Raw genomic sequence first — 13,483 nt, 5'->3', positions numbered from 1 at the left:
TGTGTAGTATTGCACACGATCGAGGTAATTGCAATCCAATTTTCCATAGGAGCACCCAATGCTGAAAACTATTCCTTCCATTCTGAGTCCCGATCTCTTGAAAATTCTCATGGAGATGGGCCATGGCGACGAGCTGGTCATCGGTGATGGCAACTTTCCCGCCGCTTCCCTCAACGACAGGGTGGTACGCCTTGACGGCCACGGCGCAGAAGCCACTCTTAAGGCAATTCTCCAGCTGTATCCACTGGACAGCTACGCCCCCAACGCATTCTTGATGGAGAAGGTAAAGGGTGATACCGTGCAAACCCCGATTTGGGCTTCTTACGAAACGATAGCCAAAGCCGGTGATCCCGCTTTCAAGGGATTCGAGCAGATCGAGCGCTATGCTTTCTATGAACGAAGCAGAAAGGCGTATGCCATTGTGGCTACCGGTGAGTCGGCCTTGTATGCAAACATCATCCTTAAAAAAGGGGTGGTTGTCTGATTACGCTCTGGGGGTCGTCCACAACTGCTTGTATTGCCTGGGGCTCATCTGCATGTGGCTTCTGAACTGCCTGGCGAAGTAGTTGGCATCGGAAAAGCCTGTTTTTTCGCTGATCCGCTCAATGCTGAGATTGGTAGTAAGCAGCAGCGTGGAAGCGAAGGCGATGCGTCGGTGGATATGAAAGTCCACCGGCGACCAACCAGTGGAAAGCTTGAACTGCCGGTTCAGCGTACTTGCACTCATATTGGATTGGGCAACCAATTCTTCAAGGGAGAGGCTTCGGTCGAGGTTTCGTTCCATGAAGGCAATGACCCGTTCCAGGCGTTGGTCGGGCTGGAATACTCCTCCTTTGCGGGAGGTGTGGAAGCGGCTGATGAGAATGAGCAACTGAAGCAGCTTGGAGTAGGCCATCGCTGATGCCCCGTTGCCGTAATCCTGTTTTTCCGATTCTTCCTTGATGGCGCTGACCAAGGCAATGATTTCTGAGATCTGGTGGCAGTTCATTCGTACCAGAGGTATTTCACCCTCTGGTTGGAGAAAGACTTCCTGAAAGCCTGAGACCTCGCTCAATTCGCTTACATGCCCGCTGAGAGCTTTAAGGCCGATGAGTACGTCGTACAGTACGAGGTTGTCAATTTCAGCATATCCATGGGCGGTTCCCGGTTTGATGAAAAAAACCATGCCTTCCTGCAGGTGGCGACGGTCGTTCGCCAGGATATGGGTTCCTTTGCCGGATACTACCACAACAAGCTCATAGAAGTCGTGGCTGTGCAAAGAGAAGGGGATTTCTGGATCCCTTAACAGCACCTTGATAGGGAGACGGTTTTCCCGGAAGAACATTGATTCGGACAGGGTGAAACTCGACATGATAAAATCGTGCTAGAAATTGACTATTCTGTCAAGGTAAATCTTTGGAAAAATGCCACACTATTGTAGTGAGTACCGTACTTGAGGAGGCCTATCATGTCAGAGTATGAAGTAGCCAAGAATATATACGCCGAGTATGGCGTGGATACGGATGCAATATTGGAGCAACTTGCCAAGATTCCCATCTCAATCCATTGCTGGCAAGGTGACGATGTTGGGGGCTTTGAGCGTCCCGATGCAGAATTGGGCGGTGGTGGTATTCAGACTACCGGCAACTACCCGGGCAAGGCAAAGACCATCGAGCAACTGCGCGCCGACCTTGAGAAGGTCCTCTCCTTGGTTCCCGGGACGCATCGGGTCAACCTGCATGCAAGCTATGGTGAGTTCGGTCCCACGTTTGTCGACCGTGACCAGATTGAGGAAGTACATTATCAGGGGTGGGTCGACTGGGGTAAGAAAGTAGGGGTGGCCTTTGATTTCAATGGCACCTTCTTCAGTCATCCGATGGCTGATGAGGGATATACGCTGGCCAGCAAGGACGAGAAAATTCGTCGTTTCTGGATTGAGCATGCCAAACGCTGCAGAAAGATTGCAGCCTGGATCGGAGAGCAAATGGGTTCTCCCTGTATTTTGGATACCTGGGTGCCCGATGGTGCAAAAAACTATACGGTGGATAAGTTCGGCTATCGTTCCATCCTCAAAGAGAGCTTGGATGAGATTTTTGAAACCGAATACCCCTCGGAATGCATGCGTGATGCCTTGGAAACCAAACTATTCGGTATCGGCAGTGAGGCTTTCGTAGTTGGCTCTCACGAGTTCTTCATGAACTATGCAGCCCGCAACAATAAAATGCTCTGCATCGATATGGGCCATTTCCATACTGAAGAGGATATTTCGGACAAGCTTTCTTCCATCCTGCTCTTTGACGACGAGGTGCTTTTGCACGTCAGCCGCCCGATGCACTGGGACAGCGACCACGTGGTACTGTTCAACGACAAGGTCAAGATGGTGGCCGAAGAGTTGGTCCGCAGCGGCAAGCTGGAGTCAACCCATATCGGATTGGACTTCTTCGATGCTTCAATCAACCGCATCGGGGCTTGGGTGACCGGTGTTCGTTCCATGCGCAAAGCTCTCTTGTTTGCCTTGCTTCAGCCGATCGACCAATTGATTGAATATGAAGAGTCGGGCAACGGGTATGCGACGATGGCCCTGCTGGAACTGCAGAACGTCCTGCCTTTTGGTGCGGTGTGGAATGAGTTCTGCACCCGCTACCATGCTCCGCTGGAGAGTAAGCTGATCGGCATCATCAGCGACTATGAAGAGAGTGTAATGAGGGAGCGGTCATGAGCTTTGCAACATTGATAGAGCATTCACGTCGCTATGGTTCGGATGCCTCGTTTGTCCTGCTTGGAGGTGGCAACACCTCCTACAAGGAGAACGGGGTTCTCTACGTCAAGGCAAGTGGGTATGCCCTGGGTACCATCGGTGCCGAGGGTTTTGTCCGTATGGACCTTGCAAAGATGCAAGGTATCTGGAACAAGGAATACAGTCAGGATGACGATACGCGGGAGGATGAGGTTCTTAAGGACATGATGGCCTGCCGTCTGGAAGGCGAACATGCCCGTCCTTCGGTTGAAGCCTTGTTGCATGCCCTGCTGCCGTTTGACTACGTGGTGCATTTGCACCCGGCCATCGTAAACGGAGTAACCTGTGCCCAATGGGGTAAGGAAGCTGTTTCCCGTCTGTTTGGGGAGGCTTTGTGGATTGAGCTGGTGAAGCCCGGTTTCATTCTTGCCCATATTGTGCGCCAGCGTATGGCCCTTCACACACAAGAGACAGGCAAGGTTTGCTCCCTGATCTTTTTGCAGAACCATGGTATTTTTGTCGGTGGTTCGAGTCTTGAACAGATTGCAGCCATGTATGAGTCTGTGATGAAGCGCATCGAAAGTCAGTTGGTGAGGAAACCCGATTTTTCACCCGTCAGTTCTGATGAAAAACAGGTGGAAGCAGTAAAGACGGTTTTGAAGCATTATTCCAACGATACCATTCTCTTTGCCATGAACAAGGAGTACCAGCACTTTCTTGGTGATGCAACATCTTTTGCCAAGGTAGCTTCCTCATTCACCCCGGATCACATTGTCTATGCCGGCTTCAAGCCGTTGTGGGTGGCCGAGGATGATGATGTCGCCAAAGCCTTTGAGGCGTTCGAAGCGCACAACGGCGTGAGGCCAAAGATTGTCTGTGTGCAAAACCTGGGGGTGTTCTCTCTTGGGGAGAAGCCACTGCCTCTGTTCTTGGACAGCGTGGCGATCAGTGTGTACTCAGAGAGCTTTGGCGGTCCGCTTTTCATGGATGAGCCCATGATTGATTTCATCCGCAATTGGGAAGTGGAAAAGTATCGATCCAAGGTAGCTGTACAATAAATGAACCTGGCCACCTTCAATGCAAAGAGTGATAAGGCGGTACCTTTTATCACTCCGCTTGGGGTGGTGGTTGGTTTGGCACTGGGTTCCCGTATTTCTGGTTATTCAGAGTGGGGAACCTTTTTCTTTGCCTGCATCACCCTGATCGGGGCACTGCAGATCAGCTTCTCCCAAGTGCTTAAGGCGCTTAGCCGGGTACGTTCGATAGCTTTGGTCCTTTTCTGTGCCCATGTGGCCATTCCCTTGGTAGTCAAACTGCTTGCCTTGCTCGCTTTCCCTACTTCTCCATCCTATATCACCGGCTTTATTTTGCTCTCATCGATCCCCATAGCGGTTACCTCATTCCTTTGGACAACCATCCATAAGGGCGATGCAGCGTTGGCTTTGTGTTTGATTCTCTTGGATACTTTGCTCTCACCCTTGTTGACACCGTTGACGATTCGTCTGCTTGCAAATTCCTCCGTTGTTTTGGATTTCCAGGGCATGATGGTTTCCTTGGTGTTCATGATAGTTCTTCCCTCGATTCTGGGGATGCTGATTAAGCATGCAGCACCCGATGCCTGCAACAAGGCAAGGGCGTACCTTAATCCGGTTACCAAATTGTGCATGATGCTGGTGATCATCATCCATGTCGCCTCCCTTTCCGGAACGCTTTCCTTTTCGGCTGTCTATATACCTTTGATTCTCATGAATCTAGTCGTTATTACTCTGGGGTTTTTACTCATCTACTGTCTTGCACGTTTTGTGGTGCACGAAGAGCGCTCTTTTGTAGTCTCCATGACGTTTACCGGTGGTATGCGCAATATCAGTGCAGCCCTGGTTTTGGCAACCAGCTACTTCGATCCGATGACGGCCTTGCCGGTTGTCATCGGTATTTTGCTACAGCAGACCTTTGTGGGCATATTGGGATCTCGTTTATTCGCCAAGGATGCATGGTGAGCTGTCTATTGTCCTTCATTTGCTGAGCTTGGCTTTTCGTATCACTTTCATTTCTATTCCGGTCAAACACTCATACAATCCGCTGTCATGATAAAATAGTGCTAAAAAATGACTATACAGTTATTGCGGAATTCAAAAAAGCTGTCACACTTATAGATAAAGATATAGCATGTAGCTATACGTATTGTGCTGTTTGCCCTGGCATGACCAGGTACAAATAGATTCCGGGTCTGCCGGAATGATTTCGCAAAAGGAGAGTTTGTATGAAGAAAGCGTTGTTGTTTGTACTCATCGCTAGCTTGGTCGTCACTGGTCTTTTCGCCCAGGGAACCAAGGAAGAAGCAGTAAAGTCGGAGAAGGAAATCGTCATTCTCGTAAAGAGCATGGGTAATGGTTTCTTTGATGCAGTATTCAAGGGCAGCCAGGAAGCAGCAGCCGAGCTTGGTGGAATCAAGACCACCTACATGGGTCCTCCCCAGGCAACCGCTGAAGGCCAGATTGAGATTATCGAGACCCTCATTGCACAGAGAGTTGATGGGATTGCCATCAGCGCAAACGACTCTGATGCTCTGATTCCCGTCACCAAGAAGGCTATGGCAGCCGGTATCAAGGTCATCAGTTTTGACTCAGGTATCAACGTAGGTGGACGTATCGTCGACCTGCTGCCCAGTAACGCCGAACTGATCGGCCGCCAGCAGATTCAGCTTGCCGCCGAGCTTACCGGCAACAAGGGTGAAGTTGCTGTTCTCTCCGCTTCCGCTCAGGCTACCAACCAGAACCTTTGGATCAGCTTCATGAAAGAAGAGATCAAAGATGCAAAGTATGCCAACATGAAGCTCGTTGAAGTTGTCTACGGCGACGACGCCCCGGACAAGAGCTATCGTGAAGCTGTTTCCTTGATGCAGAAGTACCCCAACCTTAAGGCAATCATTTGCCCGACCACAGTTGGTTTGCTTGCTACTGCACAGGCTGTCAAAGACGCCGGCAAGGTTGGTGTTGTGGAAGTTACCGGTCTTGGACTGCCTTCGGAAATGAAGGGCTACATCCTTGACGGAACCTGCCGCCAGATGGCTCTGTGGAATCCGATCGACCTCGGTTATACCTCCACCTACATTCTTGATGCTCTGATCGATGGAACTTCCAAGGGTTCCGTTGGTGAAGTTATTCCCGCCGGCCGTATGAAATCTGTCAAGGTTGAGAATGACGGACTCATCTACATGAGCACCCCGTACGTATTCAACAAGGGCAACATCGAGCAGTTCGCAGCAATTTTCTAAGAATATCGCATCCGGCTCCTGCCTGCTTTGGCAGGAGCCTTCTGTTTTGCTTGCATAAGGAGGAACAATGCCAGACGCATTGTTGGAAGTTACCAACCTAACCAAAATATTCCCCGGAATCCGTGCTCTTGATGATGTTCACCTTACCCTGCGGTGCGGAGAGGTACACGCGTTGATCGGAGAAAACGGTGCCGGAAAATCAACATTGGTGAAAATTCTTACCGGTGTGTATATCCCAACGCATGGAAAGATGGTGCTAGAAGGGAAGGAAATCTCCTTTAAGAATGCCATTGACGCACAGGCCTCAGGCATCGTTGCCATCCATCAGGAAGCCTCGATGTTTCCCGAGCTCAGTGTCACCGAGAATATTTTCATGGGTCACCACCTACGCAATCCCAAGACCAAAAAGCTTGATTGGAAGGCGATGACCGAACAGACCAAGACCTTGCTTGGACGCATGCAGCTGGATATCGACCCCGACACCCTGGTCAAGAATCTGAGTGTGGCAAAGCGGCATATGGTGGAAATCACCAAGGCTCTTTCCCTCGATGCCAAGCTGGTGATTATGGATGAACCGACCAGCGCCCTCACCGGACGCGAGGTTGAGGACTTATTCCGCATTGTCCGCTCACTGAAGGAGAGCGGGAAAGCCATTCTTTTCATCTCACATAAGTTTGATGAGATTTTTTCAATCTGTGACTACTATACCGTCTTCCGCGACGGACAATATATTGGGGAAGGGAAGGTCAAGGACAGCACCGAAGACAAGATTATCAATATGATGATCGGTCGTTCGATCGACCAACTCTATCCTGAACATACTCCCGTGCTGGGCAAAGAGATTCTCAACGTGGAGAAATTGAGCCAACTCGGGGCCTTCAAGCACATTTCCTTCAACCTGCACGAAGGAGAAATCCTGGGGTTGTTCGGCTTGGTTGGTGCCGGCCGCAGCGAAGTGGTTCGTACCATTTTTGGTATTGATAAGGCCAGTGAAGGAGTCATGTACCTCGAAGGGAAAGCGTTTATGCCTAGAAGTGCGAAAGAGAGTCTGCACAAGGGCATCGCCTTGGTTCCCGAGGATCGTCAGAAACAGGGCTTGGTGCTCAAAATGAGCCTGACACACAACATCAGTCTGCCTGTTCTCAAACTGCTCTCCTTCAAAGGCTTGGTTACCCGAGCCAAAGTGGAGAAGCAGTATGTATTGGAGCATGGCAACCAGATGGAAATAAAGTCGGCCGGCTATCATGTCGACGCTGAGACCCTCTCGGGAGGAAACCAGCAAAAAGTCGTCCTGGCCAAGTGGATCGGGACCAAACCCAAAATCCTCATTCTCGATGAACCGACAAAAGGCATCGATGTCGCCACCAAGGCTGCTGTACACCAGTTTATCTGTGATATGGCTGCAAAAGGTGTGGCTGTCATCCTCATTTCCAGTGAGTTGCCTGAGGTCATGGGAATGAGTGACCGGATTCTGGTTATGCATGAGGGTTACCAGACTGCCATTCTCGATGCCCGCAAAGCAACAGCTGAGATGGTCATGCGCTACGCAATTGCTACTCTTCCCCAGGAGGCTTCCAATGCCTGAACGTGCTCCATCCTCACTGCTGAAAAAGGCTCTAGAGCGCAGGGAATTGACCCTGATGCTCCTCTTGGTGGTTCTTTTGGTTCCTATCACCATCCGCTCTCCTCAGTTCCTCTCGGCTGAGAACATCAACAGAATTCTGAACGATATGGCAATCCTGTCCATTGTTGCCATTGGTGAATTCTTTGTCATTCTTTCCAATGGTATCGACCTCTCGGTCGGTTCCATCATCGCATTTACCGGCATGGCATGCGGCATGATCAACGAATCCTATGCTGCAGTACCTCCCTTTGTCCTGTTGTTGGTAGGAATGGGCATAGGCTTGATGATGGGCTTGTTCAACGGTGTACTGGTGGCATACGGGAAAATCCCTCCCATCATCACCACCTTGGGAACAGTGAACATCTATCGCGGTCTGACATTTTTGCTGAGCAAGGGAACTTGGGTCACCGCCCATGAGATGAGCCCCTCCTACATTGGGTTTCCCCGTACCACATTTTTAGGTCTTTCTTATCTCTTGTGGATAGCTTTTGTTGTTATCGTCATCTTGTACTATTTCAGTCGCTATACGCGAACAGGGCGTGAGGTGTATGCCATTGGAGGCAACCCTACTGCAGCAAAGTTTGTAGGAGTAAATGAGAACCGGGTCAGGGTCGTGGTGTTCCTCATCAGTGGAACACTCTGCGGACTTGCCGGAGCATTATGGACCGCCCGGTATGCATCGGCGGTCAATGAAATGGCCACCGGTTTTGAGATGCAGGCCGTCGCAGCCTGCGTGCTTGGCGGCGTGAACTTCTCCGGTGGGGCAGGCGGCATTATCGGGGTGGTTTTGGGAACACTCTTTTTGGGAGTGGTAACCAATGCACTGCCGGTGATTTATTTGTCGGTTTTCTGGCAGACCTTCGTCCAAGGCTTGATCATCCTGATCGCCTTGGCTCTGAATACCCTGTCCGACCAACGCAAGAGTACAAAATTGCTGGCACAGAGGAGGGGATAGGGTATGGCTGAAAAACAAAATCTGATGGCAAAAAGCCGACTTATCGACGAGCTTTCGGTCAAGAACCGACTCATCGAGTTCTTTACCAAATGGGAAGTGATCCTGGTCATTATCTTCACCCTGATGTTCCTGTTCTTTACCAGCCGGACTCCTTACTTTCTTGATAGGTTCAACCTAATGAATGCAACCTTCCAATTCAGTGAGAAAGCAATTATGGCCCTGCCGATGATATTCATCATCATGTGTGGTGATATCGACATATCGATTGCTTCCATCATCGCCTTGTGTGCCTATGTGGTGGGTAATGCTGCGCAGGCGGGAGCTTCCATTCCCTCGCTGCTGTTTCTCTCACTGTTGGTGGGTACTCTGGCCGGACTCTTCAATGGTTTGATGATCACCGGTCTGAACATGCCTGCCATTGCCGTAACACTGGCAACCCAATCTATCTTCCGCGGCATCTCAATCGGTTTGTTGGGTGACCAGGCACGTACCAGCTTTCCCGAAGGTTTCGGCATCTTCGGCCAGGAATTCATCCCCAATGCCATTATTCCCTTTGAGTTTGTGCTCTATCTTGCCCTGATGCTCCTCTTTGCCTTCGTTCTGCACAAAACTACCTATGGAAGACGACTCTATGCCATAGGCAACAGTGCGGAGGCCGCTCGGTTCAGCGGTGTGAATGTCAAGCTCACCAGAGTGATCAACTTCACCGTTACCGGGTTCTTCTGCGGACTTACCGCAATGTTGCTTGCAAGCAGAATTCTTTCGGTACGCTCGAACATAGCAACCGGCTGGGATTTGGAGATCATCACGCTGGTGGTTCTGGGTGGAGTGGCGATTACCGGAGGAAAGGGCACTGTTTTTGGAGTATTCATCGGTTCTCTTCTTGTCGGGTATCTCAAGTTCGGCATGGGTCTGCTCAAGTTCAGTGGCACGCTGATGACCATCGTCATCGGAAGCCTGTTGATTACCGCAGTCCTGCTGCCCAGGTTGCTTGACTTGTACAAGGCGAATCGAAAACTCAGATTACAGTCACAGCGATAGGAGGTTTTCATGCGTAAAGCATTTGTCATGCAATTAAAGAAAGGATGTGAGGCTGAGTATCAGAAGCGTCACGATGAGATTTGGCCCGCCCTGAAAGCTCTGCTCAGCGAAAGCGGAGTATATGACTATACCATTTTCCTTGAACGTGAAACCGGAAAACTCTTTGCCTTCCAACACGTCAAAGGAAATGGAGGCTCACAGAGCTTGGGCTCCAATCCTATTGTACAGAAGTGGTGGGCCTGGATGTCCGACCTCATGGAAACAAATCCAGACAACTCGCCGGTCTCTATTCCCTTGGAAGAAGTCTTTCACATGGATTGAGCAATTTCTTTCATTTCTGCTTGATTTATTCATCGAAGCATAATAGAATCGAAAGCATAACGAAAGTGAATTGAAAGCAGGAGCGAACTGGATGTTAGGACTTTCCCCCCGTGAGGAAAAAATTCTCCAGCTGCTGAAAAGTGGAGAGGAGTACCCGGTCACCCGGCTCAGTCAAGAGCTGGGCGTTTCTGCTGTTACCATACGTGCAGACCTTAGGGACCTCGATGCCAAAGGCTTGGTGGTTCGCTCCCATGGAAGGGTGGTGGTGGCTTCTTCGCCCCAGGCATCTTTCCGCGATGGCTCGAACAACTCACAGAAAGAGCTGATTGCAAAAACGGCAGCCGCCTTGGTCAAGGACAACGACTGCATCATGATTACCAACGGCTCCACCTGCTCGCTGATCCCGCGCTACCTCTTCGGCAAGCGCAATGTGAAGGTGGTAACAAACTCCACCCTGCTTTTACCGTATGCCAGGGCGAATACCCAATTGGTCATCACCCTTGTAGGTGGGGAATACCGCCCCCAAGCCGAAGCTCTTGTCGGCCCGGCTGCAATAAGCCAGATTGAGGATTACCATGTAACTACCACCTTTTTCGGGACCGATGGTTTTACGTTGGAACATGGGCTTACCACCAGTCTGGTGGAGAATGCCCAAGTGGTCCAACGTATGTGCGGCCAAGCCACCCGGCGGGTGCTCTGCGTTGATTCATCGAAGGTGGGCAACCGGGGATTTGTTCGAATTATGCCGGTAACTGAGATTGATACCATTGTCACGGACAGTGGATTTCCAGCCGACCTCATAACCCAGCTCGAGGAGCAGGGAGTTGAGGTCATTATTGCACAGTAGAGGAGAAGCATAGATGGCACAACAGGTTGTGATGCCCAAGCAGGGAAACTCAGTCGAGTCCTGCATCATCGTGGAATGGAACGTTCAGCTCGGGGACAAGGTAGCCATCGGGGATGTACTGTGTTCAGCTGAGACTGATAAATCCACCATCGACGTTGAGTCGACTGCCGAGGGTGTGGTACTTGCCCGCCTGTTCGAAGAAGGCGCCGACGTCCCGGTCATGGTACCCATCGCCGTTATTGGAGAAGCAGGGGAGAAAGTCGAGACTGCTGCCCAAGAAGAGGCGAAGCAGCAAGCAGAAACAGTGAACCACGTTGCATCATCGGAAGTGGAGAAACCTCTTGTTACTGCGGCTCAGGCAATAGGTGCCAGTCCGCGAGCCCGGCAATTGGCTTCATCCTTGGGTATTTCACTTGAGAATGTACAACCTACCGGTCCGAAGGGTCGGATCATCGAGCGGGATGTTGAGGCCGCCAAGGGTCAGCCTCTCTCTCCTGTTGCCAGAGAGCAGGCACTAGAGCAGGGCCTTAAGGCTCCTCTAAGCGGCAGCGGTATCGGTGGCAGGGTGCTTGCATCCGACTTGGTAGCAAAGCCTGTAGAAGCAGCAGCGGTTGCAGTACCATCACTCGAGGATGTTACCGAAATCGCGGTGAAGGGAGTACGCAAGGTGACGGCAAGAAGGATGATGGAGTCGATTCACTCGACCTGTCAGCTTTCCTTGCATGCTTTCGCCGATGCCCGCGCCCTCAAGCGTCTACGTGCAGGGTTTAAGGCATCGAAACCTGAACTCGGGTTGCAAGCAATTACGATCAACGATCTGGTCCTCTTTGCAGTTTCGCGTACCCTTACCCAGTTTCCTGCCTTCAACGCCCACTTCCTAGGGGATAAGATTCTCCGCTTTAGCCATGTCCACCTCGGTGTCGCCACCGATACTGCCAAAGGCTTGCTGGTGCCGGTGTTGCGTAACAGTGAGCTGTTGAGTCTGAAACAACTCAGTGAAGGGACCAAGGCGCTCGTCGGTAAGTGCAAGGCAGGTACTGCCCAACCTGATGAGCTTTCCGGTTCAACCTTTACCGTCAGCAATGTCGGCTCGTTTGGCATCGAAGCTTTCACTCCGGTACTGAATGTGCCCGAGGTTGCCATTCTCGGAGTGGGGACCATCACCCTCAAGCCGATTGAGGACGAGGATGGTGATGTAGTCTTTATCGAGCACATCGGCCTGTCGTTGACCATGGATCACCAAGCTGTCGACGGTGCTGATGCAGCACGCTTCCTCAAGGCTCTTATGGACAATATCGCCTCGATCGACCTCTTGTTGGCCCTGTAGGAGGAACGCATGGATAGCTTTGATTTGATTGTAGTGGGCAGCGGCCCCGGCGGTTATGTTGCTGCAGAGCGTGCAGGAGCGCTTGGTAAAAAAGTGCTTCTGATTGAGAAGGAGCACTTTGGGGGAGTGTGCACCAATCGTGGCTGCATTCCCACCAAAAGTCTGCTCAACAGTGCCAAGCTCTATGCCCATGCCCAGGACGGCAAGCAGTTTGGTGTTCAGGCTGAAGGTGTTTCCTTCAGCCTTGCCGATGCTATGGCTTGGAAGCAAGAGACTATCAATACGCTTCGTGGTGGTATCGAATTCCTGATGAAATCGAACAAGGTCCAGGTCGTGTTCGGTGAAGCACAGTTTTTGGATGCCCACCATGTACAGGTAGCGAATACCACCTATGAGGGTTCCTACTTGATCATCGCAACCGGAAGTTCCCCCTTCGTTCCCCCTATTCCCGGTTCCAAACAAAGTCACGTGCTCACCAGCGATGGCATTTTGGAGATCAAGGATATTCCTTCGTCTCTGGTGGTAATCGGCGGCGGAGTGATCGGTATTGAGTTCGCTTCCTTCTTTTCCATGATTGGGACCAAGGTCACCGTCTTAGAAATGATGAGTGAAATCCTTCCGATGATGGACGGTGAGTTCGCCAAGCTGATGCGCCGCGAACTGAAGGGAGTCGACTTCCATCTTGGTTGCAAAGTTGAGGAAATTACATCCGATTCGGTGCTCTATACCGATGCAAAAGGTGAGAAGAAATCCATCGGTGCCTCTTTGGTGCTGATGAGTGTGGGCCGCAAGCCCAATACCCAGGGTCTGGAAAAGCTTGGCCTGGATATCGACAGGCGGGGAGTGGTGGTTAATGAGCGTATGCAGACAAACCTAGCCACCGTGTATGCAATCGGTGATGTCAACGGTCGCTCCCTTTTGGCCCACAGCGCTTCACGCATGGCCGAAGTAGCGATTTCCAACATCTTCGGTTCGAAGGCGATGCGCATGCGCTACCAAGCCATTCCCTGGGCTGTCTACGGCAATCCGGAATCCGCAGGCTGCGGGATCACCGAAGCCGAAGCGGCAAAGCTTGGTATCCCCATCAAGAGCCAGACGGTGCAGATGCGTTCCAATGGAAGGTTTTTGGCGGAACATGGAAAAAAGGGTGCAGGTTTGGTGAAGGTCATCTGCCATGCACATACGGGAGCAATCGTCGGTGTCCACCTGCTCGGACCCTACAGCAGTGAGATGATCTGGGGCGCTTCGGCTCTTATTGAGGCCCAATTGCGCGTCCAGGATGTCAAAGAAATCGTATTCCCCCATCCCAGTGTGTCTGAGTTGATCAAGGATGCTTGCTTTCAGCTCGACCATACCCTGTAAGGATGCAAAGATAAGG

The 13,483-nt window shown here is 51.2% G+C and carries 13 protein-coding genes; 12 read left to right on the top strand and 1 reads right to left on the bottom strand.

The features are described from left to right. Positions 1-58 precede the first annotated feature (58 nt). Complete coding sequence (gene fucU, locus SPIBUDDY_RS11365) at positions 59-484, top strand: L-fucose mutarotase (RefSeq protein ID WP_013607905.1); 426 nt, start codon at positions 59-61, stop codon at positions 482-484. Here fucU and SPIBUDDY_RS11360 read toward each other — a convergent pair whose 3' ends face one another. Beyond that, the gene (locus tag SPIBUDDY_RS11360) at positions 485-1,351 is read right to left on the bottom strand and encodes a helix-turn-helix domain-containing protein (protein ID WP_013607904.1); all 867 of its coding nucleotides are present in this window, start codon (positions 1,349-1,351) and stop codon (positions 485-487) included. Between the two features lie 96 nt (positions 1,352-1,447). On the opposite strand from SPIBUDDY_RS11360, the gene SPIBUDDY_RS11355 reads away from it, so the two are divergent. The 11 genes from SPIBUDDY_RS11355 (at position 1,448) to lpdA (ending at position 13,467) form a co-directional block, all read left to right on the top strand. Further along, complete coding sequence (locus tag SPIBUDDY_RS11355) at positions 1,448-2,698, top strand: L-rhamnose isomerase (protein WP_013607903.1); 1,251 nt, start codon at positions 1,448-1,450, stop codon at positions 2,696-2,698. Further along, positions 2,695-3,774: a class II aldolase/adducin family protein gene (locus SPIBUDDY_RS11350; RefSeq protein ID WP_013607902.1), complete on the top strand. Its 1,080-nt coding sequence runs from the start codon at positions 2,695-2,697 to the stop codon at positions 3,772-3,774. Before SPIBUDDY_RS11355 ends, SPIBUDDY_RS11350 begins: the two co-directional genes overlap by 4 nt. Beyond that, positions 3,775-4,713, top strand: coding sequence for a bile acid:sodium symporter family protein (locus tag SPIBUDDY_RS11345; protein WP_013607901.1), 939 nt, complete (start codon positions 3,775-3,777; stop codon positions 4,711-4,713). 263 nt (positions 4,714-4,976) lie between these two features. Then, positions 4,977-5,990, top strand: coding sequence for a rhamnose ABC transporter substrate-binding protein (rhaS, locus tag SPIBUDDY_RS11340; RefSeq protein WP_013607900.1), 1,014 nt, complete (start codon positions 4,977-4,979; stop codon positions 5,988-5,990). 67 nt (positions 5,991-6,057) lie between these two features. After that, positions 6,058-7,575: a sugar ABC transporter ATP-binding protein gene (locus tag SPIBUDDY_RS11335; RefSeq protein WP_013607899.1), complete on the top strand. Its 1,518-nt coding sequence runs from the start codon at positions 6,058-6,060 to the stop codon at positions 7,573-7,575. Next, positions 7,568-8,569 carry an ABC transporter permease gene (locus tag SPIBUDDY_RS11330; protein WP_013607898.1) on the top strand — a complete coding sequence of 334 codons (1,002 nt, stop codon included), beginning with the start codon at positions 7,568-7,570 and terminating at the stop codon, positions 8,567-8,569. Before SPIBUDDY_RS11335 ends, SPIBUDDY_RS11330 begins: the two co-directional genes overlap by 8 nt. Positions 8,570-8,572: 3 nt before the next feature. Next, on the top strand, positions 8,573-9,610 hold the full coding sequence (locus tag SPIBUDDY_RS11325; protein WP_013607897.1) for an ABC transporter permease: 1,038 nt from the start codon (positions 8,573-8,575) through the stop codon (positions 9,608-9,610). A 9-nt stretch (positions 9,611-9,619) separates the two neighbouring features. Continuing rightward, positions 9,620-9,931 (top strand): L-rhamnose mutarotase, encoded by a 312-nt coding sequence (rhaM, locus tag SPIBUDDY_RS11320; RefSeq protein WP_013607896.1) that lies wholly within the window; start codon positions 9,620-9,622, stop codon positions 9,929-9,931. Positions 9,932-10,022: 91 nt separating this feature from the next. Continuing rightward, positions 10,023-10,778, top strand: a complete 756-nt coding sequence (locus tag SPIBUDDY_RS11315; RefSeq protein ID WP_013607895.1) for a DeoR/GlpR family DNA-binding transcription regulator — start codon at positions 10,023-10,025, stop codon at positions 10,776-10,778. Positions 10,779-10,791: 13 nt separating this feature from the next. Further along, positions 10,792-12,105 carry a dihydrolipoamide acetyltransferase family protein gene (locus SPIBUDDY_RS11310; RefSeq protein ID WP_013607894.1) on the top strand — a complete coding sequence of 438 codons (1,314 nt, stop codon included), beginning with the start codon at positions 10,792-10,794 and terminating at the stop codon, positions 12,103-12,105. A gap of 9 nt (positions 12,106-12,114) precedes the next feature. After that, positions 12,115-13,467 (top strand): dihydrolipoyl dehydrogenase, encoded by a 1,353-nt coding sequence (gene lpdA, locus SPIBUDDY_RS11305; RefSeq protein ID WP_013607893.1) that lies wholly within the window; start codon positions 12,115-12,117, stop codon positions 13,465-13,467. The last annotated feature ends 16 nt before the right edge of the window (positions 13,468-13,483 follow it).

It is taken from the genome of Sphaerochaeta globosa str. Buddy, assembly GCF_000190435.1.
GTDB lineage: Bacteria > Spirochaetota > Spirochaetia > Sphaerochaetales > Sphaerochaetaceae > Sphaerochaeta > Sphaerochaeta globosa.
The sequence above is the reverse complement of the archived record's forward strand: the minus strand, read 5'-3'. Positions and strand labels throughout refer to the sequence as shown.